The organism is Selenomonas sp. oral taxon 892 str. F0426 (assembly GCF_000468035.1).
Lineage (GTDB): Bacteria > Bacillota > Negativicutes > Selenomonadales > Selenomonadaceae > Centipeda.
The window spans coordinates 106340-129596 of sequence record NZ_KI260523.1; the positions used below are offsets into that span (position 1 = coordinate 106340).

Annotated in this window: 21 protein-coding genes; 9 read left to right on the forward strand and 12 right to left on the reverse strand. The window is 51.0% G+C overall.

Going from position 1 to position 23257, the window contains the following annotated elements; all coding sequences use genetic code 11:
• Window positions 1-2: 2 nt before the first annotated feature.
• From speE to HMPREF1992_RS01550, 8 genes are all read left to right on the forward strand, one after another.
• Window positions 3-863 carry a polyamine aminopropyltransferase gene (gene speE, locus HMPREF1992_RS01515; RefSeq protein WP_021684044.1) on the forward strand — a complete coding sequence of 287 codons (861 nt, stop codon included), beginning with the start codon at window positions 3-5 and terminating at the stop codon, window positions 861-863.
• Entirely contained in the window at window positions 844-1725 is an 882-nt protein-coding gene (gene speB, locus HMPREF1992_RS01520) for an agmatinase (RefSeq protein WP_021684045.1), read from the forward strand. Before speE ends, speB begins: the two co-directional genes overlap by 20 nt.
• Before the next feature lie 71 nt (window positions 1726-1796).
• Window positions 1797-2087, forward strand: a complete 291-nt coding sequence (gene gatC / locus HMPREF1992_RS01525; RefSeq protein WP_037358146.1) for an Asp-tRNA(Asn)/Glu-tRNA(Gln) amidotransferase subunit GatC — start codon at window positions 1797-1799, stop codon at window positions 2085-2087.
• Between the two features lie 12 nt (window positions 2088-2099).
• Window positions 2100-3566, forward strand: coding sequence for an Asp-tRNA(Asn)/Glu-tRNA(Gln) amidotransferase subunit GatA (gene gatA / locus HMPREF1992_RS01530; protein WP_037357982.1), 1467 nt, complete (start codon window positions 2100-2102; stop codon window positions 3564-3566).
• The gene (gene gatB, locus HMPREF1992_RS01535) at window positions 3563-5002 is read left to right on the forward strand and encodes an Asp-tRNA(Asn)/Glu-tRNA(Gln) amidotransferase subunit GatB (protein ID WP_021684048.1); all 1440 of its coding nucleotides are present in this window, start codon (window positions 3563-3565) and stop codon (window positions 5000-5002) included. Before gatA ends, gatB begins: the two co-directional genes overlap by 4 nt.
• A 55-nt stretch (window positions 5003-5057) precedes the next feature.
• The gene (locus tag HMPREF1992_RS01540; RefSeq protein WP_021684049.1) at window positions 5058-5726 is read left to right on the forward strand and encodes an HAD family hydrolase; all 669 of its coding nucleotides are present in this window, start codon (window positions 5058-5060) and stop codon (window positions 5724-5726) included.
• Window positions 5723-7117, forward strand: a complete 1395-nt coding sequence (gene rlmD / locus HMPREF1992_RS01545; RefSeq protein ID WP_021684050.1) for a 23S rRNA (uracil(1939)-C(5))-methyltransferase RlmD — start codon at window positions 5723-5725, stop codon at window positions 7115-7117. The genes HMPREF1992_RS01540 and rlmD overlap by 4 nt, the downstream gene beginning before the upstream one ends.
• A gap of 258 nt (window positions 7118-7375) precedes the next feature.
• Window positions 7376-11770 carry a TonB-dependent siderophore receptor gene (locus tag HMPREF1992_RS01550; protein WP_037357985.1) on the forward strand — a complete coding sequence of 1465 codons (4395 nt, stop codon included), beginning with the start codon at window positions 7376-7378 and terminating at the stop codon, window positions 11768-11770.
• A gap of 162 nt (window positions 11771-11932) precedes the next feature.
• Here the strand turns inward: HMPREF1992_RS01550 and HMPREF1992_RS01555 are convergent, their stop codons facing one another.
• The 9 genes from HMPREF1992_RS01555 to hisG all read right to left on the reverse strand — a co-directional run bounded on the left by HMPREF1992_RS01555 (window position 11933) and on the right by hisG (window position 20043).
• Window positions 11933-13321 carry a pyruvate carboxylase subunit B gene (locus tag HMPREF1992_RS01555; protein ID WP_037357988.1) on the reverse strand — a complete coding sequence of 463 codons (1389 nt, stop codon included), beginning with the start codon at window positions 13319-13321 and terminating at the stop codon, window positions 11933-11935.
• A 200-nt stretch (window positions 13322-13521) separates the two neighbouring features.
• Entirely contained in the window at window positions 13522-14226 is a 705-nt protein-coding gene (gene hisIE, locus HMPREF1992_RS01560; RefSeq protein WP_021684053.1) for a bifunctional phosphoribosyl-AMP cyclohydrolase/phosphoribosyl-ATP diphosphatase HisIE, read from the reverse strand.
• The gene (gene hisF, locus HMPREF1992_RS01565) at window positions 14226-14993 is read right to left on the reverse strand and encodes an imidazole glycerol phosphate synthase subunit HisF (RefSeq protein WP_021684054.1); all 768 of its coding nucleotides are present in this window, start codon (window positions 14991-14993) and stop codon (window positions 14226-14228) included. Before hisF ends, hisIE begins: the two co-directional genes overlap by 1 nt.
• 30 nt (window positions 14994-15023) lie before the next feature.
• Window positions 15024-15746: a 1-(5-phosphoribosyl)-5-[(5-phosphoribosylamino)methylideneamino]imidazole-4-carboxamide isomerase gene (gene hisA / locus HMPREF1992_RS01570; RefSeq protein WP_021684055.1), complete on the reverse strand. Its 723-nt coding sequence runs from the start codon at window positions 15744-15746 to the stop codon at window positions 15024-15026.
• Window positions 15743-16372 carry an imidazole glycerol phosphate synthase subunit HisH gene (hisH, locus tag HMPREF1992_RS01575; protein ID WP_021684056.1) on the reverse strand — a complete coding sequence of 210 codons (630 nt, stop codon included), beginning with the start codon at window positions 16370-16372 and terminating at the stop codon, window positions 15743-15745. The genes hisA and hisH overlap by 4 nt, the downstream gene beginning before the upstream one ends.
• A gap of 9 nt (window positions 16373-16381) precedes the next feature.
• The gene (gene hisB / locus HMPREF1992_RS01580; RefSeq protein WP_021684057.1) at window positions 16382-16981 is read right to left on the reverse strand and encodes an imidazoleglycerol-phosphate dehydratase HisB; all 600 of its coding nucleotides are present in this window, start codon (window positions 16979-16981) and stop codon (window positions 16382-16384) included.
• The gene (hisC, locus tag HMPREF1992_RS01585; protein WP_037357990.1) at window positions 16978-18042 is read right to left on the reverse strand and encodes a histidinol-phosphate transaminase; all 1065 of its coding nucleotides are present in this window, start codon (window positions 18040-18042) and stop codon (window positions 16978-16980) included. Before hisC ends, hisB begins: the two co-directional genes overlap by 4 nt.
• On the reverse strand, window positions 18026-19381 hold the full coding sequence (gene hisD / locus HMPREF1992_RS01590) for a histidinol dehydrogenase (RefSeq protein WP_021684059.1): 1356 nt from the start codon (window positions 19379-19381) through the stop codon (window positions 18026-18028). Before hisD ends, hisC begins: the two co-directional genes overlap by 17 nt.
• Entirely contained in the window at window positions 19381-20043 is a 663-nt protein-coding gene (hisG, locus tag HMPREF1992_RS01595; RefSeq protein WP_021684060.1) for an ATP phosphoribosyltransferase, read from the reverse strand. Before hisG ends, hisD begins: the two co-directional genes overlap by 1 nt.
• Window positions 20044-20197: 154 nt before the next feature.
• Between hisG and HMPREF1992_RS01600 the strand changes: the two genes are divergently transcribed.
• Window positions 20198-21154 (forward strand): D-2-hydroxyacid dehydrogenase, encoded by a 957-nt coding sequence (locus HMPREF1992_RS01600; RefSeq protein ID WP_021684061.1) that lies wholly within the window; start codon window positions 20198-20200, stop codon window positions 21152-21154.
• Between the two features lie 10 nt (window positions 21155-21164).
• Here the strand turns inward: HMPREF1992_RS01600 and HMPREF1992_RS01605 are convergent, their stop codons facing one another.
• From HMPREF1992_RS01605 to HMPREF1992_RS01615, 3 genes are read right to left on the reverse strand one after another with little or no spacing between them, the layout of a single operon-like run.
• Entirely contained in the window at window positions 21165-21701 is a 537-nt protein-coding gene (locus tag HMPREF1992_RS01605; protein WP_021684062.1) for an HD domain-containing protein, read from the reverse strand.
• Window positions 21698-22876, reverse strand: coding sequence for an ATP phosphoribosyltransferase regulatory subunit (gene hisZ / locus HMPREF1992_RS01610; RefSeq protein ID WP_021684063.1), 1179 nt, complete (start codon window positions 22874-22876; stop codon window positions 21698-21700). The genes HMPREF1992_RS01605 and hisZ overlap by 4 nt, the downstream gene beginning before the upstream one ends.
• Window positions 22876-23193, reverse strand: a complete 318-nt coding sequence (locus HMPREF1992_RS01615) for a YerC/YecD family TrpR-related protein (RefSeq protein WP_021684064.1) — start codon at window positions 23191-23193, stop codon at window positions 22876-22878. Before HMPREF1992_RS01615 ends, hisZ begins: the two co-directional genes overlap by 1 nt.
• Window positions 23194-23257: the final 64 nt, after the last annotated feature.

A 23257-nucleotide genomic window follows, 5' to 3' on the forward strand; every position in this document is an offset into this window, starting at 1 on the left:
CGATGGAATTTTGGTACACAGAACAACATACACCGGATGTGCGTTTCTCAATTCGCGTCAATCGTCAGCTGTACAGCGGGCAGAGCGAATTCCAGCGCATTGATGTCTTCGAGTCGCCCGAGTTCGGGCGATTTCTGACGCTTGACGGCTATATGATGCTGACAGAGAAGGATGAGTTCATCTATCACGAGATGATTACGCACGTTCCCATGTGCGTACATCCGGAGGCAGAGAACATCCTCGTGATTGGCGGCGGCGATGGGGGAACTGTGCGCGAGCTTCTGCGCTATCCTTCCATACGACATATTGACCTTGTGGAGATCGATGAGATGGTGGTCGATGTCTGCCGTGAATACCTGCCATCGACGGCGTCATGTCTCTCGGATGAGCGCGTTCACATCCACTACGAGGACGGTCTTCGCTTTGTACGCAAACCCATCGACACATACGACCTCATTATCGTGGACTCGACGGATCCATTTGGACCGGGGGAAGGTCTTTTCACAAAAGAGTTCTACGGGAACTGCTTCAAGGCACTCAAAGAGGACGGCATCATGATCAATCAGCATGAGAGCCCGTTTTACGAGCAGGATGCCTATGCAATGCAGCGTATGCACCAGCGCATTGTCCACTCATTCCCATTCAGTCGTGTGTATCAGGTACATATACCGACTTATCCATCGGGACATTGGCTCTTCGGATTCTCGTCCAAGAACCGCCGCCCCGTGGATGGCGTGGACTTTGCACGTTGGAGGTCGCTCGGCATAAAGACACGCTATTACAACACACAGCTGCACGCAGCTGCATTTGCCCTGCCGAACTATGTGGAGGAGATACTCGAAGATGTGGAACCGCAACATTGAAACGTTTCTCGGATGTGACGGGACGTATGAGGACAGCCATATCGTGATCTTCGGCGCACCGTTTGACTCGACGACATCCTATCGCCCTGGAACACGCTTTGCTGCGCGTACCATGCGGGCAGAGTCCTACGGACTGGAGACGTACAGCCCCTATCAGGATCTTGATCTTGAGGATGCACACGCATTTGACGGCGGCGATTTGGAGCTCCCATTCGGAGATACAAAGCGTGCGCTGGATATGATCCATACATTTACGAAGAATATTTTGACAGACGGACGGCTTCCCTTTCTGATTGGCGGCGAACATCTTGTGAGTCTGCCCGCGATCAAGGCGGCGGCGGAAAAACACCCCGATCTTGTCGTGATTCATTTCGACGCGCATACGGATCTCAGAGACGAATATCTCGGCAATCACCTCTCCCATGCGACGGTTATCCGCCGTGTTTGGGATTTCCTCGGCGACGGACGCATTCATCAGTTCGGCATTCGCAGCGGTGAACGTGCGGAGTGGCAGTGGGCACGCGAGGGTCATACGAATCTTCGCCCTTTTACATTTGCAGGGCTCTCCGAAGCAATCGCAGAGGTCAAGGATCGTCCCGTATATCTCACCATAGACCTCGATGTGCTCGACCCATCGGCATTTCCGGGGACGGGAACCCCCGAGGCGGGCGGTGTGACCTTTGTCGAACTCATGAAGGCAGCCCTTTCCGTGATTCGTGGATGTCATATCGTTGCCTGTGATATGGTCGAACTCTCGCCGCCGCTCGATCCGAGCGGTACATCGACGGCGACGGCACTCAAGCTCCTGCGGGAGATGATCCTTGCACTTGAGTCAGATTTTATCCGCCCGCAAACAGTATGAGGATTTCGTTTGATACCTGCGGAGCGATTTGTTATAATGATTCGGATATGACAAAGAAAGACGGTGGAGGCATGAAGGTAACGGAACAGGATCTCACGACAACGGCGCATCTCTCGCGCCTTACGATTCCTGCAGAAGAAAAAGAAGAAGCACTCAAAACATTGGGGGATTTTCTAACGTATGTGGATAACCTTTCCAATGTCGATACAGAGCATGTGCATCCGACGACGTATGCACTGCCCATCGAGAATGTCTTCCGTGCCGACGAGGTGCGCCCGTCCCTTTCCAATGAGGCGGCACTCTCGAATGCCCCTCTTGCAGAGGACGGCTATTTCAAAGTACCGAAAGTACTCGAGGGGTAAGGAGGAACTGTTTTGAGTCTATATGAAAAACCGGCGCATATCCTGCATGATATGCTTACGCGCAAGGAGATCAGCGCACGCGAACTGACCGAAGATGTACTCTCCCGTATAGATGCGGTCGAAAATGAGGTTGGTGCGTATCTTCTTGAAATGCGTGAAACGGCGATTGCCGAGGCGAATCGCGTGGATGCGAAGATCGCAGCGGGGAAGGAGATTCATTTCCTCGCGGGCATTCCGGGCGCAATTAAGGACAATATCTGTACGAAGGGCGTGCGCACGACAGCAGGATCAAAGATTCTGGAGAGCTTTGTTCCGCCCTATGATGCTACGGTTATGACAAAACTGCATGATGCGGACGCTGTCATCCTTGGCAAGGCAAACCTTGACGAGTTTGCAATGGGCGGCTCGACGGAGAACTCTGCCTATCACCCGACCCATAATCCGTGGGACACGGAGCGTGTCCCCGGCGGATCGTCGGGCGGCAGTGCGGCGGCGGTTGCATCGGGGACGGCGATCTGGGCGCTTGGCAGCGATACGGGCGGCTCGATTCGTCAGCCCGCCTCGTTCTGCGGCATTGTTGGTCTGAAGCCGACCTATGGGCGCGTCTCCCGCTACGGACTTATGGCGTATGCTTCCTCCCTTGATCAGATCGGCCCCCTCACACGCGATGTCACGGATGCCGCACATCTCATGAATGTCATTGCGGGGCACGATGTCATGGATTCGACGGCAAGCAGGGCAGATGTACCGGACTATACGAAGGCATTGCAGAATGATGTAAAGGGACTCAAGATCGGTCTGCCCAAGGAATACTTCATCTCGGGAATGGACAGTGATGTTGAAGCCTCTGTCCGCATGGCGATTGCGGATGTTGAAGCGATGGGAGCGGAAGTGCGCGAGATTTCACTCCCGCACACGGACTATGCCGTCTCGACCTACTATCTGATTGCACCCGCAGAGGCGGCGACCAACCTCGAGCGTTATGACGGTGTCAGCTACGGTGTACGCGTCGATGGGGAAGATCTCGTCGACATGATGACGCGCACGCGCACGGAGAAATTCGGTGCGGAGGTCAAACGCCGCATCCTCATCGGCAACTATGCTCTTTCTGCGGGCTACTACGACGCATACTATCTCAAGGCACTCAAGGTGCGGACACTCATTCAGCAGGACTTCACACGTGCCTTTGAGGAGGTCGATGTTATCATGACACCGACCGCGCCGACCCCCGCGTATAAGATTGGCGAGATGACAAGCCCCCTGCAGATGTACCTGCAGGACATCTCGACCGTGCCTCTCAACCTCGCCGGCCTTCCCGGTATCTCCGTTCCCTGTGGCTTTACCGCAGCGGGCCTTCCCATCGGACTGCAGATCATCGGACGTCCGCTCGCGGAGGAGACGATCCTGCGTGCGGCATATGCCTATGAGCAGGCACATGATTTCCATACAAAAATGGCGCCGATTGGAGGAAAGGCATGAAATACGAAACCGTCATCGGTCTTGAGATTCACTGTGAACTCAAGACAAAGACCAAGATTTTCTGCGGCTGTGCGACGGGCTTCGGCGCAGATCAGAATACGCATGTCTGTCCCGTCTGCCTTGGGCTTCCCGGTGTCCTGCCCGTCGTCAATCGTCAGGTCGTAAACTACGCCATCAAGGCAGGGCTTGCAACCAACTGTGAAATCAACGGGTACAGCAAGTTCGACCGCAAGAACTATTACTATCCCGACCTTCCGAAGAACTTCCAGACCTCACAGTTCGACCTCCCGATTGCTGAGCACGGCTGGGTGGATATTGACACGGAGGCGGGCAAGAAACGCATCCGTCTGACCCGCATCCACATGGAGGAGGATGCAGGGAAGCTCGTGCACTCCGGCACGACGATCAAGGATTCCTCCTCGTCCAACGTGGATTACAACCGTACGGGCGTGCCCCTGCTTGAAATCGTCTCCGAGCCGGATATGTCCTCGGCGGAAGAAGCACGTGCCTACATGGAGAAGATCAAGACGATCATGGAGTACATCGATGTCTCCAACTGCCGCATGGAGGAGGGGAATCTCCGCGCAGACATCAACGTTTCTCTGCGTCCCGTCGGCTCGGATAAACTGGGCACACGCACGGAGATGAAGAACATCAACTCCTTCAAGGCACTTGAGGATGCCATCAACTACGAAATCGAGCGTCAGACCGAGGTGCTCGAGGACGGCGGTCATATCATTCAGGAAACGCGCACATGGGATCCAGAGCGCGGCATTACCCTCTCCATGCGCAGCAAGGAGGAGGCACATGACTACCGCTATATGCCGGAGCCTGACCTGCCGCCGATTGTGACGAGCGCGGAGGAGATCGAGGCGATCCGCAAGGAGCTTCCCGAGCTGCCCGATGCTCGCCGTGCTCGTCTGATGGATGAAGCGGGGCTTTCCGCTTACGATGCGGGCATCATTACAAGCTCACGTGCGATGGCGGAATACTACGATGCCATTACGGCGACGGGCGCGGACGCGAAACTCGCGGCAAACTGGCTGATGGGCGATCTCGCAAAGAACCTCAATGCAGAGGGCAAGACGATCGAGGATTCACCCGTTGATGCAAAGCGTCTCGGTGAGATGATCCTGCTCATCTCGAAGGGCACGATTTCCTCGAAGATCGGCAAAACCGTATTCAAGGAGATGTGGATATCGCCCAATGCACCGGAAAAGATCGTTGCGGACAAGGGGCTTGTCCAGATCACCGACACAAAGGAGATCGAGGATATTGTCGATCAGGTCATCGCAGCGAACACAAAAGCCGTTGAGGACTATAAGGGCGGCAACAAAAAGGCAATCGGTGCACTTGTCGGACAGGTGATGAAGCAGTCCAAGGGTAAGGCGAACCCACAGATGGTCAACGTACTCTTGGCAAAAAAACTCGGCTGAGACAAACAGCCTTTTCCGAAAGGGAAAGGCTGTTTTTGTCAAAGGGGGCATTTCCATGAACTATAAAGCCGCTGTATTTGATTTGGACGGAACACTTGTCAACTCACTGGACGATCTGGCGGACAGTGCCAACGCCACACTTCGCGCACACAGCTTTCCCATGCATCAGGTGGAGGCATATCGCTATTTTGTCGGAGACGGAACACGAAAGCTGATGGAACGCATTCTCCCGCAGGAGTACGCTGCAGATATGACCTTTGTGGAGCAATTTATGTCGAAGTACAAGGATCGCTATGCGCGGAATCTGCTCAAAAAGACGAAGCCATACGACGGCATTATGGAGATGCTTGAGGAACTGCGGAGACGCGGTATTCCGATAGCAGTCTGCACAAACAAACATCAGTCTGCGGCAGAGATGATTGTGAAGACGCTTTTCCCGCACGGTATTTTTCAGGAAATCATCGGCGATCAGGAAGGACTGCCGCGTAAACCCGACCCGCAAAAGGTGCTTCAGATCATGAGAAATTTGGGAGTTACGGGAGAGCAAACCGCATATTTTGGCGATACAGACGTAGACATGGACACAGCACGCAATGCAGGAGCGTTTGCGGTCGGCGTTCTCTGGGGATTCCGACCAGAGGAGGAACTCGTGGCACATGGGGCAGATGTTCTCCTGACACATCCGATGGAACTATTTGAAAAGGTGACGTTTGCAGAGCGATGAAACATAGAAAAACGATAAAGCAAGCCGCGCAGACGATTCCCGTCTGCAAAGGGCGAACCTATGAACTTCAAATTGACCGCCTCGGAACGAGCGGTGAGGGAGTCGGACGCTATGACAACTTTACTGTCTTTGTCCCGAATGCGCTCCCGGGCGAGAACGTCTCCGTCATCATAGAAGAAGTAAAGAACAGCTATGCACGCGGACGCATCAAGCAGATCCTGCATGAGAGTGTCGATCGTGTTGCCCCCCTCTGTGAACTCTACGAGGAATGCGGCGGCTGTCAGCTCCAACACCTCTCCTATGAGGTACAGCTGCGTGCAAAACGTGCACAGGTCGTAGACGCATTGACCCATATCGGCAAGCTCCCGCAGATTCCCGTGATGGAAACGCTGCGTGCAGAAGAACCGTGGAACTATCGGAACAAGATGCAGTTTCCAATTGGACGAAATAGCGGAAAGATCGTGATTGGCTGCTTTGCACAGGGCAGTCACAGGATTATCAATACGGAAAACTGCCACATCCAACGTGCGGAGAACAACGACCTTGCAAATGCTGTGCGTGCGATCGCAGAGCATCTCCACATTCCGGTCTATAACGAGGACACACACAAGGGGGTTCTGCGCCACATTGTCGGGCGCGTCGGACGCAGCAACGATCTCATGGCGGTCATTGTCACTGCAACAAAGCAGCTCCCACGCGCAAAGGACTTTGTTCGCATGATGCGCGAGCGTCTGCCAAACCTCGTCAGTGTCCATCAGAATATCCAGACCTATCACAACAACGTCATCATGGGACGCGACACACAGCTGCTCTGGGGACGACCGACAATTATCGATTCTTTGGGGTGGCTGAACTTCCACATCTCCCCGCGTTCCTTCTTTCAGGTCAATACAAGACAGGCAGAGCGCCTTTACAAGCAGGCACTCGCCTATGCCGACCTGCATGGGACAGAGACTGTCATCGACGCCTATTGCGGCACAGGAACAATTACGCTGTTTCTTGCTCAAAAAGCGCGAAAGGTCTACGGCATCGAAATCGTACAGCCCGCCATCCTCGATGCGCGAAAAAATGCACGCGACAACCACATAAAGAACGCCGAGTTCATCGTTGGCGATGCGACCGCAGTCATGCCTGCGCTCTACAAGCAGGGCATTCGCCCCAATGTTGTCGTCGTCGACCCGCCGCGTGCCGGCTGCACCGAAACCGTCCTGCGCACCTTCGCAAATATGAAGCCGCAGCGCATCGTCTACGTCTCCTGCAACCCTGCAACACTAGCACGCGACCTCGCCATCCTGAAAGAACTCGGTTATCTTGCGCAGGAAGTTCAGCCGGTGGATCTCTTTCCACAGACTTCGCATGTCGAGACGGTAGTTCTGCTGTCTCGTACGTGAAAGTAAAAGCACATAGAAAACCTTGAAACCAAAGGGATTCCGACAGATACGCTCTCCAGGGGAGATCTGCAGATCCCTTTTTTCGTTCTATAACAATCGTTCTAACCACTGTAAGAAATTCTTCAGCGGACTCTAGAATGGCAAAGATGAATGTATCATAAAATTTTTCTGAAAACAGTGGATTTTCTCTTATCTTATGCTATACTAAGAAAGATATTTAATTTCATTTTCAGGGATGGACTTCAAGGAGGACGCAGCATGAAAAAAGTGATACGCCGAAGCTCCGAACGAGCGCTTGCGTTCGCAGTTGCACTGCATTTTGCAATGCCTCTCTACACGGTACATGCAAATGAGCGTACGGAGACGCTCGATGTTCAGACGGAAAACATCAATGTCGAGATTGATGCTGCCAAAGAAGACGCAAAGTATGAGTCGCAGTCGACGACAATCATTACGGCAGACGACATTGCGAAGAAGCAGGCGAAGTCGGTCGAGGACATTATCTTCAGCGAGGTCGGCGTGACGCGCACGGTCGATGCGATGGGGAATGTCGGTGTGTCGATTCGCGGAGCGGAGCCGCGTCATACGTTGATTATGGTCGACGGACATCCGGTTCTGGGCGATGTCGCGAAGTATCGCGGCGCGGGGGACGAGGTGATGCGGCTCGGCGCGGAGAACATTGAGCGCATCGAGATCATTCGCGGGGCGGCGAGCGCAAAGTTTGGCGCGGATGCGATCGGCGGCGTCATCAACATCATCACGAAGTCCGCCGGCGAGAAGCCTGCACTCGCGCTCAATGTGGAGGGGCTGCGTGCACAGGACGGCAGGGAGAATACGCCGTTCAGCAATTTCTTCCTGCGTGCCGATGCGGGGACGGTCGGCAGACTGAGCCTTGCCGCATGGGGCAGCAAGCGTGACGTTCTGCCGATTTATTCCGCGAGGGATGTCGCGACGAACTGGAATTCGGACTTTCGCTCGTCGCTGCGCTATTTTGGCAGCATCAAGAATGTCGGTCTCCAAGGGGCGTACGATCTCGGCAGGGATCAGACACTCCGCTTCTCTCTGGGCAAAGAGATCGAGGATATGAAGAAGCAGGTCAAATACAGCGCGGAGGAGGAGGAGCCGGAGCAGCATCTACGTCGCAAGATCACACGCGACGCCTACAATCTTTCCTATCAGGGGCGAAACGGAAAGTATGACTGGACTGTCGATTATAATTATGGGAAACGCACGGAGAACGACATCGGTATTTTATCCTTGGCGAAGAGCACGCAGTATACGGGATACAATATGCTGTTTTCCCTGAATGATGTGGAACATCAGCAGTGGCATCTGAACACGAAAATCAATGCGGCGGTCAATGACGACCATCTTCTGACCATCGGATTTGGCTACTCCGATGAGCGCGGCGAAGGCTCGCGCATTCAGGATGCCCCCACGTCGTATAAGAAAAAAATCCGACCGGACGATTATGACTCGAATCTTTGGCATCAATCGGTGCCGGGCACTGCGCTGATTTCTCCGGATGGGAAGTCCTACGTCCACGATTATAAGTTCAACCGCGATGAAAATGGCAATGTGTACTGGGATGAGGCATACGAGTACCGTGGGACGGCGAATCTGGAAAACTACAAGGAAGTACAGCCGAGCGATATGCTGCGGCCGGGCAATCATATCACGGTCATCGACAAAGCGACGGGGACAGAAGTCGCCGATCCTTTCACGACACTGGGCGTCGGCGGTGTATATGGCGCCTATAAATACGGGGATAATCCGATAAGTCAGTACCTTACCCGCATCAACGGCTTGGGCTACAAGGAGGAGTTCAACGCCCGGCAGAACACGCTGACCATCGGCAAGGCGCAGATCCAAAAATGGCATACATATTTGCTGGATACATGGCAGTATGACCGCAATACCATTCTTACGCCCATCGTGCGCCTCGATCACAGCAGTCTTTTCGGCAGCCATGTCACGGCGGGCATCGGCATGACGCACAATGTCGGCGGCAATCCCCACCGCCGCTTCAAGGTGAATCTGGGAACGGGCTATGCAGAGCCGGGCATGGGTGAGCTGTACTACAACTGGGAGATGTATCCCGCGATGAGCGAACATGCGCCCGGCTGGTACTGGATCGGCAACGCGAATCTGAGGCCGGAGAAATCCGCAAATCTGTCGCTGTCCTTCGAGGGGGAAACGAAGAACACCTTTGCGCGCATGAGCATCTTTCACAACCGCATCAAGGACTATCTGACGCACTATTTCAGCGGGAATTATCTGTATCTGCGGATGAATGCGCCCACGACGCCCGGGGGCATCGGCACGCCCGATCCCAGCTCGCGTGATCGGCTCTACTCGTTCCGCAATCTGGGGAATGTCGCGATCACGGGGCTGGAGGCGGAGCTCGATCATACAATCAGCAGCCATTGGTCGACAAAGCTCGGCTATACATATCTGCACGCGATCAACAAGGACGCTGAGAAAAATCACATGCCGCGCGAACTTCTCGATCGTCCGCGCCACAAGATCGATCTCGGCATCCGCTATATGGATGAAAAGACGGGCTGGAGCGGTTCGCTGTGGGCGGATTACTACCTGCGTATGCTCGACAGCAATTCTGTGGACATGTCCAAGCAGGCGGAAGCAAAGCGCGCTGCAGATTATAAGCGCAAAAGCTTTGGCATCTGGAATCTCATGGTGCAGAAGAAGTTCGGCGCAGACGCCATGGCATATATCGGCGTGGACAATCTCTTCGCGAAGCGCGACGATGACCGTGCATTCCAGGGACGCGTCTATCGTTTGGGCATGAACTTCTCCTTTGACAGCGCGGGCGGGTCTGCGGCGCGGCGGGAGGATCCGGAGGGAGCTTCGCTGCTCTCCTCGTCCGAGCGCTCCGATTGGTTTATTCAGCGCGATACGGAAACGCTCCGCCCGGGAGAGTTCCGCGTTTCCGGTGATTACCGATTGCGGCAGGACAGTCATACGGGCGAAGCGCGGAGCGGCGTACGCGTCACGGATAAGCGGGATGTCGGCGATGCGCAGAAGAATCTTGAGGACAATCCTGCACATGGCTATGCGCAGCGACTGCGCGTGCGTGCGGATGCAGGGCTCGGTGCGCATACGTCAGCGACGGTTACTGCCAGCGCGGCGGGCGGCATGGACGGACAGGAGGACATCGCTCCGAGCCAAGGGCTGAATGAGGCGCGTATCGAGCGTGCAGAGCTGCGTCACCAAGCAGGAGCCGTGGATGTTTCACTCGGTCGGTTGGAGGAGCGCATCGGTCTTACGGGGTATTTCTTCGGGAAGGACTACGACGGCGCACGCGCCGTCTGGACGGGCGATCGTACGCAGGTGCGTGCAGGCGTTGGCGATTTCTCGCATACGACGGGCATCAAGGATACAGCGTATACAAAGCTCTCACCTCTGGCGTTCCTGCGCAGTGCGACGAAGGACGAGCTGCTTGGGTGGATATTTGAAGATTCGGAGGGGAATACGGTAGCCGATCGCATCATTCTGCCGAATCTGGACAAGATGAACTATCATCAGAAGTTCCTCGATGCCCAGCAGCGGGACAAAGCGGCGGGCGGCGGCAGTGTCGCGCACCGCATGAAGGTCCTGCGTGAGTTCTATACGATGCTGAAGGAAATCGATCCTTCCGTTACAGAAGAGGAACACCGATTTAGACTGATGTCGGGGCTTTTCGCAAAAATTGGCAGCGGCTACGTACACAACATCAGTATGGAGAGCTTCGATCCGACCAAGGATCTCGATAGCTATTTTAACAGTGCGGAATACCTCAATAGGGTAAAGAAAGCGATGGCGGAGTATGGCGGCGTTCTCTATTTGCAGGACGGCAGGGATACGCCCGTTCATGCGGCGGATCTTACGCCGGAGAATTTCCGCCGCTGGTTCGCCGACTATGGTCTGAGCAACGGCGATCCGAATAATTTGTCAAAACGCGGCGAGTATAGCACGACAATCGGGTATATGCTCTTCCATTTATCAAGCACGTGGAATCCGGACGGCGTATCGTATCTGCCGCTCTCGAAGGGGCCGAAGGTGATTCCTGTCCCCGACGGACAGCTCCTCATGCGCGATACGACGCCTGCCGTCAAGACGGCGGGATATGTGCAGGTCAAGCATCTCCTGACGAACGATCTCGGGGTGCAGGCGCACTATATGAAGTCTTTGCAGGATTCGGCTGACGGCGGGAAAATTGCCTCGGTGTTCGGCCTCGGTGCAAGTCTGCGCCTGGGGGCGATGGCGAAGCTCTCCTATGAATGGGGGCAGAACTCCTCGGGCTTTGCGAAGGGGCTGAACGGCGGCGCGACGCCTGCCTATCATGTGCTGCGTCTCGACTACGGGATGCCCGACAGCTGGACGAAGGGGAGCTGGAACGCGTTCTTCGACTACAAGCGTTTCGCGCATGGCTCCTTCCTCGGCGGCAACGGCACGGAATCCCTGCCCGACCGCTACATCGACGGCATCCGGAGCTTTACGCTCGGTGCGGGCTATGTCCCCATCGACAATCTGCGCGTTGACTTCTTCTATACGTTCGATGCCAAGGGAACGGCGAAGCGCGCCACGCTCTTTGGCAGCGAGGATTTCAAGCTCGGCGATTATGCGCGTGTGCAGCTGACATATCGTTTCTAATGAAAAGATTGTATAAAATATGAAGCAAGACTCCAAAGAGTCTGATAAATAATTTGTAGGATTCTTTGGAGAACTGTTTAGCGAACATATAAAAGAAAAACCTCTCGGTTCCTTTGAATCGAGAGGTTTTTTGATGCATGTGAGGGAGATTTAGGTCATATCTTATTCTTTGACGTATGCCGTGATTGGCTTGTAATGCTTCTGGAAGAACTCTTCCGCAACCTGCGGGAAGAGCGCATAGGAGAGAACATCTTCATCCGAGGGATTGATATATCCCTTGTTTTTGAGTTCTTTTTTGAATTCTGCGAACGTCGTTGCCTTTGCATCCTCGATGGAGCAATCATCAATGATGTCTTCAGGAGCAATTTTGAGCGTATCCGTCAAGAACTTGCGATCGACATCAACTGGTGTCTTACCAAATTTACCGCGTGCAAGATCCTTGAACTCGTTCGGGACCATTTTGTAACGCTCACCGCTCATGACATTGAAGGTTGCCATCGTACCAACAATCTGGGAGGACGGCGTAACAAGCGGGGGATAGCCAACATCCTTGCGAACACGCGGCATTTCATCCAGCAGATCCTGATACTTGTCTTCCATGCCCGCTTCCTTGAGTTGATTCGCAAGGTTGGAAAGCATACCGCCAGGAATCTGGAAGTCCAACACGTTCGGGTTCACATCGAAGTAGCCCTTGAGATTGAAAGTCTGGATGAGATCCTGCTTGACACCGAGGAAGTACTTGGAAATCGGCGTCATCGCCTGACGATCAAGACCTGTGTCACGCTCCTCGCCTTCCAGCATTGCAACCATCGTCTCCGTACAGGGCTGCGAGGTGTCGCTGGAGAAGGGTGCGAGTGCTGTATCAATGATATCGACACCAGCCTCGATTGCCTTCAGATAGGTTGCGTGACCAAATCCGGAAGTGCAGTGCGTGTGGAGTTCGATGGGAATCTTCACGGCTGCTTTGAGCTTCTTGACAAGATCCTCTGCAACATAAGGCTTCAAGAGACCTGACATATCCTTGATACAGACGGAATGACATCCCATCTTCTCAAGCTCGACAGCCAGTTCGACAAAGCTCTCATTCGAATGAACAGGGCTGATTGTATAGACCAAGCACCCCTGAACATGTGGCTTTTCGGGACACTTGAGAGCCGAATCAATCGCGACTTTGAGGTTGCGAATATCATTGAGAGCATCAAAGATACGGAACACACCAACACCGTGCTCGGAGGCCTTTTGCACAAACTTCTCCACAACGTCGTTGGAGTAGTGATTGTAGCCAAGCAGATTTTGTCCACGGAGAAGCATCTGAATCGGCGTCTTGAGGTTTTTCTTCAGAATATCCAAGCGCTCCCATGGATCCTCATCAAGGAAGCGCAGACACGTGTCGAACGTAGCGCCGCCCCATGCTTCAAGAGCGTTATAGCCAATGGCGTCGAGTGCTGCAAGCTGCGGAAGCATGTCCGAGATTCTCATGCGGGTTGCCAGCAATGACTGGTGACCATCACGAAGCACGGTCTCGGTAATTTTGACGGGGTTCTTTGCCATAAACGAACACTCTCCTTGATTAAAATACATAATCAAAAATTATATAGATCAATATATAAATTATAGATTCAAAGATGACCATTGTCAATGACAAGTTATAAAATTCACATATTTTTAGACATTTTTCTAGAAGAGTTTTACCCCCTCAACTATCCATAATGGTAATTATGGATAGTTGAGGGGGATGAATTTATGAAAAATTACATATCCGGACGTATTCCGTTTTTTCCGGCAAACTTGTGATAGCCGCTGCCGTTGTGTCTGCGTTTCAGTTCTTCAAGCAAATCCTCCGGTGTCATATTATGATAAGCTAACAGAACCAAGCAATGATACCAGAGATCTCCCATTTCATAAAGCACATCCTCACGGATGTTATTTTTAGAGGCAATAATTGTCTCCGCCGTCTCTTCGCCAAGTTTTTTCAAAATCTTGTCTTGACCTTTATCAAAGAGATAATTTGTATAGGAACCTTCGACTGGATGCAGACGACGGCTCTGAATCACCTGATAGAGATCAGACAGAATCTCTGCAAGCGGCATCTCATCTCCAGCATCAACAGGAACAATACTGTTTTCGCTTGAACGATAGAGTTTTCGACCGCTAAAACACGAATACGAACCAGTGTGACAGGATACACCGGTCTGTTTAACACGGAGAAGTATCGTATCTCCATCGCAGTCATACGAAAGTTCCTGGACACGCTGGACATTCCCTGAGGTTTCACCTTTTTTCCAGAGCTTCTTTCGGCTGCGGCTGTAGTACCATGCGAATCCCGTATCAATCGTTTTTTCAAGGGATTCACGATTCATATAAGCAAGCATAAGAACCTGATTGTTTTCTTCCTGAACGACAACAGGTACAAGCCCGTGCTCATCAAATTGGATCATCGAGATGTCAATATTCATTAGAATCGTACCTCCAGACCTCGTGATTTTAAGTAAGTCTTTACTTCTTTTATTGAAAGCTCTCCATAATGAAACAAGGACGCAGCCAATACTGCATCTGCTTTCCCTTCAGCAAGCACATCATAGAAATGCTCTAGCCTGCCCGCACCTCCGGAAGCAATGACAGGCACATTGACGTTTTCTGATACCGCGCGTGTAAGTGCAATGTCATAACCATTCTTTGTACCGTCAGCATCCATACTGGTCAGCAAAATCTCCCCGGCGCCAAGTTTGACAACATCCTTCGCCCATGAAATACAGTCCAGCCCAGTAGGTGTTCGTCCCCCGTTAATATAGACTTCCCAGGAGTCTGTACCATTACGTCGTGCATCGATTGCGACAACGATACATTGGCTGCCGAAACGTATTGCCCCATCTCGAATAATCTCTGGGTTTTTTACTGCTGATGTGTTGACAGAAACCTTATCTGCTCCTGCATTCAGCATGCGGTGCATATCCTTCGTGCTCCGAATACCACCGCCAACGGTAAGCGGAATAAACACTTTTGAGGCGCAGTCGGATACAACATCAATCATTGTATTTCGTTCTTCGTTGGAAGCTGTGATGTCCAGAAACACAAGCTCGTCTGCACGCTCTTTGTCATAGCGTTCAGCTAATTCAGTCGGACTTCCAGCATCTCTTAATCCGACAAAGTTTGTCCCCTTGACAACACGTCCATCTTTGACATCGAGGCAAGGTATAATACGTTTTGCAAAGGTTTTCTTCAAACTAGAACCTCTCCTTCCAACGCAGCATTTTCAGCGAGCAGCAGCAATTGCTTCGGGTAAAGAAAGCGTTCCTTCATAGATGGATTTTCCTGCAATCACACCAATGATTCCATCTGCTTCGCGTGCTTTCAGTGAGTGAATATCCTTCAACGATCTTACACCGCCGGAAGCAATGGTATTGACGCCGGACTCCAATGCCAGTTTGGCTGTTGCCTCAACATTAACACCGGAAAGCGTTCCATCCCGAGATATATCAGTGTATATGATGGTTTCTAAACCATACGAGGAAAGTTCCTTTGCCAGGTCAATGGCAGAAATCCCCCCCGATACCCCCCATCCGTCAATGGAAGCAATTCCATCCTTGGCATCAATTCCAACAGCAATGCGATTGCCATACCGCTGACATGCATCCTTTACAAGAGCTTGATTCTGTACGGCGGCAGAACCGAGAATCACGCGAGATACACCGAGCTCTAAGGCTGCATCTATGGTTTTAAGTGTGCGTATTCCACCGCCAACTTCCACGGGAATTTGAATACTGCTGAGGATTTTTTTGATTGCCTCGGTATTTTGCGGCTTTCCTGCAAGGGCCCCATCAAGATCGACCACATGCAGAAACTCCGCACCTTCCCGCGCCCATCGGAGAGCAACCTCCTCCGGCTCGGTACTGTATACGGTTTCCTGTGCAAAATCGCCCTTGAGCAGGCGGACGCATTTCCCATCGCGTAAATCAATTGCGGGGAGAATAATCATGTGCTTCCCTCCGATCCGTTATAAATAAAGTTCTGAATGATGTTTAGTCCGATGTCCCCGGATTTTTCTGGATGAAATTGCGTCGCCATGATGTTGTCGGTGGATATGGACGCTGTAATTTTCTCACCATAAAAACAGCTCGACGAAACGATAGACATATCCTCAGGCACTGCATAATAGCTGTGGACAAAATAAACATACGAAGATTGAGGAATTCCCTTAAATAACCCCTTCTCCCTATGATTTTCAGCGAACTCCAATGCGTTCCAGCCCATATGCGGAATCTTTTCATGTGGTGCGGATATTTTTCGTACACGACCGCGTAATAGATTGAGTCCCTCTATGCCGGAGGATTCTTCACTGCCCTCGAAAAGAATTTGAAGCCCAACGCAGATGCCGAGCAAGGGAATTCCTTTTGCAACGCTCTCTTTGATGGCAGGAATCAATCCGGATGCACGCAGTTGGCTCATGCAGTCCCCAAAAGCCCCCACACCCGGCAATACAACTTTATCCGAGGAGAGAATATCTGCGGAGTTGGAGCTGACGCGTACCTCTGCTCCCAGCGCGGCAAATGCTTTTTCAACACTGAATAAATTTCCTGCTCCGTAGTTTATTATCGTAATCATATGAACTCCTTACAGAAGCCCCTTGGTCGATGGAACTGCGTCCCCCACTCGTGCGTCTTTTTCTGTGGCAATCCTCAGTGCATGGGCAAGCGCCTTGAATACAGCCTCTACCTTATGATGTGAGTTCGTTCCGTAGAGGATCTTCACATGGAGCGTGATGCCGGCATGAAAAGCAAAAGCACGAAGGAACTCCTCTGTAAGTTCTGTGTCATAGGCACCGATCATCGGTGTCATAGGAGTATCTCCAGGATCGTAGACAAGGAATGGGCGTCCGCTGATATCCAGAGAGACTAAAACGAGAGTCTCATCCATCGGCAGATAGAAGGAACCATATCTCGTTATTCCATGTTTTTCGCCAAGCGCGGAAAGGAATGCCTGCCCCATCGTGATGCCGATGTCTTCAACGGAATGATGTCCGTCGACCTCAATATCCCCATCGCACTTCACACGCAGATCAAATCGCCCATGCGAGGAAAAAAGTATCAGCATATGATCGAAGAAGCCAATCCCCGTATCGATTTCGGATTTTCCCGTGCCGTCCAGATCAATAGAGACAAAGATATCTGTTTCTCTTGTTTTTCTGTGGATTTCCGTACAGCGTTCACTCATGGATTCCCCTCCACAAAAGCCTTCATTACGCGGTACACCGCATCATTTTCATCCGCTCGGCCAATGGAAATACGCAGCGTATTTTCCAGCTGAGTCGTTTTTCCAAAACTTCGTACCCCGATCCCATATTTGACAAATTCTTTGTTCAGCGCTTCTGCATGCGGATAATGAATCAGGATAAAGTTCGTATGAGACGGATAAACCGTCACAGCATCGAGTGTTTTATACTTTTCCTGCATACGCTCACGCTCCTCACAGATCATCCGAATCTGCGGGTCAAACTCTGACCGCATCTGAAAAACCGTGTCCGCTGTAACCAATGAGGGAACATTCATATGATATGGCATGTAGGTCTTTGCAATCATATCGATGACGTCCCTATGTGCCAACATATAGCCGACGCGGCACGAGGCAAGCGCATACGCCTTTGAAAAAGTGCGTGCAATCATCATATGCGGATATTTTTTCAGGAGCGGGAAAACGCTGTGTTCACTGAACTCAGCATATGCCTCATCAATCAGAAATGCACAGGATATTTGCTTGGCAATGTACTCGATCTCCGCCGTTGTCATAAGCTGTCCCGTTGGATTATTCGGATTGCAGATTACCGCAAGGGATGCAGAATTCTGATTGACCGTCTGAATAAACGCATCTGCATCAAGCGCATAGTCGTCTTTCAGCGGAACTGGCACGCCAGCAGCATCTGCCGCAGCAGCATAGATTCCGTACATGGAAAACGATGGCGTCGGATAGACAATTTTATGCGTATCATCACCGCCAAACGCATAAAACACTTTCTCTATAATCTCACTTGAGCCATTTCCTATGATGACGTTTTCTTGACGATAGCCATACGCTGCTCCGATCTGTTCACAAAGCAGATTATATTCCTCATTCGGATAGCGTGCAAACGAGACGCGTGACAACCGTGTCATGACCCGTTCCTCTACCAACGGTGGCAGCCCGATATTCGACTCGTTGGCATTTACCTTGATATGCCAATCCTGTTCGCTCGTATCATAACGCGGCATTGATGCCAATCCATCACGATAGTTCAGCATTCCCACCCCTCCTCATCCGAATCGCGCGCGCGTGCGCCTCAAGGCCTTCTGTTTCAGCAAGACGAATGATATCATCGCTGACATCTTCGAGTGCTTTCTGCGTGTAGGATATAATGCTCGTACGTTTCATAAAGGTCTCTACGTTCAAAACAGAATAGAAGCGTGCTGTTCCGCCCGTTGGCAGGACATGGTTCGGTCCCGCAAAATAGTCCCCGAGAGGTTCCGGAGAATATTCTCCGATAAAGACTGCACCAGCACATCTGATCTGAGGAAGAATATGGAACGGATCTCTAAGGAGCAGCTCTACGTGCTCCGGTCCCGATATGTTTGCAAGGTGGATTGCCTGCTCCATATTTTCCGTCACAATGATACGACCATTTTTTTCGATTGAGACTCCTGCAATATCCTTGCGCGGAAGGCTTTTCAGCTGATGCTGCACCTCATTCATAGACTGCTCTGCCAATGACCTGTCGTCGGTGATGAGAATGCTTGAAGCAAGTGGATCGTGCTCCGCCTGACTGAGCAGATCAGCCGCTATATACGAAGGAGATGCACTGTCGTCCGCTAGGATCAGAATCTCACTTGGTCCCGCAAGCATATCAATATCAACATGACCATATACTTCTTTTTTCGCCAGTGTCACAAAGATGTTTCCGGGTCCTGTAATCTTATCGACGCGCGGAACGCATTCTGTTCCATACGCCATCGCTGCGATTGCCTGCGCTCCACCTATTTTGAATATCTTACGGATACCGAGAAAACGAGCAGCAACAAGGACGTGGGGATTGATGACTCCATCCTTAGTCGGAACAGACATAATGATCTCTCCGACCCCTGCAACAAGAGCCGGAATCGCATTCATTAAGACGGATGACGGATATGCCGCTGTTCCTCCCGGAACATAGATACCGACACGGGAAAGCGGAAGAACCGACTGCCCGAGAATCGAACCATGTGCACGATAGGTCATCCATGAACGGGGCTTCTGCTCCTCATGATAGGAGAAGATATTGTCAGCGGCCTTCTTGAGTGAGGCAACAACATAGGGATCGGCACTGCGTTCGGCTTCCTGAAATTCCTCCTCGGACACCATCAGGTTATCTGGTGTCAGATCAATGCGATCGAGTAACTTTGTATAGTGAAAAAGCGCCTCATCGCCTTTGTATCGTACATCTTGAACAATACGATGAACGAGCGCCGTCGGAGAAAGATCCTCCCCGAAGAGTTCCATATTGCTCTGTCGAATGCGATCGCTCAGCGTAAGTTCATCAAATGCTTTTTTCTTGAGCAGACGTTCGGCGGCATCGATACCGATATCTGCAACAGAAACGATATTCATCAAACTTCCCCGCTTTCCAACACTTGTTTCAGGTCGTTTACAATTTTATAAATTCGATCGAATTTCAACTTGAAGCTCACGCGATTGACAATAAGGCGGGCACTGACATCCATAATATGCGCAATCTCTTCCAAGTCGTTCTCGACCAGTGTTGTCCCTGTTTCCACGATATCGACAATGCTCTCGGAAAGCCCTACAATCGGCCCCAGTTCAATCGATCCGTTCAGCTTGATATACTCCATCTGCATTCCCTGTTGTGCAAAGAACTGCTCCGCAATATGCGGATACTTGGTCGCAACTCTCGTGTGTGCATAGTCCATGAGGTGTGCACGCTTCTCTTCGCCTGGAACTGCCATCATCAGACGGCACTTTCCAAAACCGAGATCCAGCAGCTCATAGACATCCTGCCCGGATTCCAAGAGTACATCCTTACCGATGATGCCGATATCCGCCGCACCATATTCCACATACGTAGGCACATCTGAAGTTTTCGAAATAATGAACTGAACCTTGAGTTCATCATTTGAAATCACCAGCTTACGCGATTTTTCACTCATGTGATCTGCCGTGATTCCAATTTTTTCAAATAAATGTGCGGACAGAGAGAACAGCTTTCCTTTTGGCAATGCAATCGTTAAATAATCCGCAGTATATTTTTCCATGTGATCCCCTCTTATCCTTTAGTCAATTAAAGAACTAATATGACCGTATACTACCACGTTCCAGATAATAGGTCAACCAATCAAAAAGGATTTTTGATTCTTATCGCGAATAGTCCTATTATGAAAAATCAATCCGAGCAAAAAGGAGTCGCAGATGACACTTCAGATATTATCATTTGTGAAATTGAGCGATAAACAAATAGAACTGATCCATCAAAGCTATCCGCATTGTCAGTGCAGATGCATACGCCCCACAGAAGCCGGTGACTTCCTTTCCAATGTGGATATTCTCTTGGGATATGATGCACAAATGGATATGGAAAAGTATCTTCCCCAAATGCCCCATCTCCAATGGATTCACGCGTATAGTGCCGGTGTGGAGAAACTCCTGTCGAACGTCGCCTTCTCTCAATCCGATATATTGCTGACCAACTCGCGCGGCATCCACGGTATCCCGATGGCAGAACATGTGCTTGGAACGATGCTTTCGTCCAGTCGGTGTCTCATTGAGGCATGGGAGAATCAAAAGGCACGTACATGGAAGCGCCTGACCGAACCGGATGAGCTGTTTGGCAAGACTGCTGCCATCATCGGTCTGGGCAGCATTGGCCGAGAGATTGCAAAACATCTCAAAAATATGGGAATGCGTATTGTCGCTGTAAAACAAAAGCCATCCACAGAGCCATTTGCAGATCAGCTGTTCACGATAGATCACCTGTCTGATGCGCTCTCCTGTGCGGATTATGTAATTGTTACGCTCCCATTGACACCTCAGACAAAAAAATTATTTAACCATGATACATTCAATATGATGAAAGAAAACGCGTTTTTCATCAATGTATCCCGTGGAGATGTGGTCGAGGAATCTGACTTGGTGGAGGCTCTTACGATGAAGCGCATACGGGGGGCTTCTCTGGATGTCTTTACAACAGAACCGCTTCCCGAGGACTCCCCGCTGTGGAGTGTGCCAAATTTGTTCATCACACCGCATCATTCGGCAATATCCCCTATGTATTTGGATCGATCTCTCAAAATCTTTCGCAACAACTTGCAGATCTTCCCGCAGCGTATCGGGATGCTCAACGTAGTAGACAAGCAGCGCGGATACTAAGAGCATTGATTCAATTCTGTGCATCTGCCTGCTTTAATATGGACAGCACCAGAGAATCCTCTGGTGCTGGTTTTTTTTGATGGTATTGAATAATCTCAGCTTCTTTTGCATCTCCAATCGCGCGCAGTTTGTCTGCTCCAATAGATGGATGACTTGCATAGACGTAGAGCGCCATTCCGATTCTTCCACCAATATCGTGTCTATCTTTCATTCGAATGAAAGATGAGATCACGGATGGACAGAATCGATACATAAGGACGGCAAGCACTTTCCCCCAGACATCAGCTGTCCCCTTCACGCGACCAATATCATGAAGCAATGCACAGCGGATAAGCAGGATATACGTATCCGAATCCATACATTCAAGCTTTGTATATAGTTCCTTTGCCGTAAGCGCGACACGAAAGGCATGATACTGATCTGCCTCGTGCATATCATAGAAAAGCCTTTGCTCGGCAGGACTGAGATAAGACTGCACAAAGATATGACTTTTCGCATCGAGTCGCCCAAACAGGGCTCGTACAAACTGATGAATGCGCTGTTTCATCCGAAATACTCAAGCTGTTCGTATCCTCGTGTTTCACGAGATTGTTCGGCTTCTTCACGGGATTGCCCCTGCATTCCGATCTCTGCAGTCTTTCCCTCCCGGCGCAATTTCATTGCCCTATGAATTGCCTCGTCGACGGAAGCATCTGCGTATCCGATATATACATTTTTGGAAGCAGGTGGGATCTGTCCGCCCTGACGTGCAAGAGCCAGCAAGATTCTCTCCATGCCGAGAGCAAATCCTGTCGCCGGCATGGGATGTCCATATTCGGTCAAAAGATGATCGTAACGACCGCCTCCGCACAAAGGGAAGCCAAGACCAATCGAGTAACCCTCAAAGACCATTCCTGTATAGTAATTAAAATCTCGAATGGTACCAAGATCAAAGAGGACATACTCCTCATAACCGTAGGATTTGATCAGCGTATAAATCTCAGCTAAATTGTCAACAGCAGACCGACTCTGCGGATTGAGAGGCAGATCATAGAGTCGTTTTAGAAGGTCGTCCCTTCCATTCAACACCGGCAGCATCTTCAGTGTTTCTCTATCCTCAAGCGAAAGAGGAAATGCGTCAATCAGCTGATTCATGAAGACAATATCATGACGTTCTATTGCGGACTTGAACTCCTTGCACTGCTCATCCTCGACCTCATAATATGCCAGCATACCATCAAGGAAATCGACTTGTCCCATGTGTATCTGAAAATCCTTGATTCCGCATGTAAGAACGGACTCGATTGCCAACGAAATGATCTCAGCGTCCGAGCCAGGTGTATCGCTCCCCATCAGTTCGACACCCGCCTGATGGAATTCACATTGACGTCCCATCTGCGTCTGTTCTACACGAAATACATTACCCAGATAAGACAATTTGAGCGGAACAGGTGCATCCTTCAATCGGCTGCTGACCAGTCTTGCAATCGGCGTTGTCATTTCATTGCGAAGAGCAAGAAGTTTATTCTTATTCCCAAGCAGCATGAAGAGAGAATTCTCCTCCGGAATGCGTGGTGCCAAGGTTTCCAAATGCTCGATGGTCGGAGTAATGACTTCATCATACCCCCATGTACAAAACAAACGCGACAACATATCCTCCATGTGGCGCATTTCTGCCGCATCTCCGGGCAGGAGATCTCGTGTTCCGTATGGTGTTTCCAAAATAAGCTTTTCAGATTTCATCAGTGATCCTCCTTGTTGGTCAGAGGCGCAGCAATACCCTTTTCCAGCACAAGCGTATATCCGTCCGCACCGTAGTTCAAACATCGTTTGACACGACTGATGGTCGCGGTACTGGCTCCGGTGCGTGCAACAATATCGTCATAGGTGTTTCCTGCATATAGCATTCGGGCAACGTCAAGCCGCTGTGCCATCGCACGAAGCTCCCCGACCGTGCAGATATCTTCAAAGAATTGGTAGCATTCTTCCATGGTATCCAATGAAAGAATTGCACGACACAATTGATCGGTCAGATCATCTCTCAATTTCTGATTTACCATATACGGATCCCTCTCATGAACGCCCCATCCTACCTTGTCTGTTTGTTCACAGTATAGCACAGAA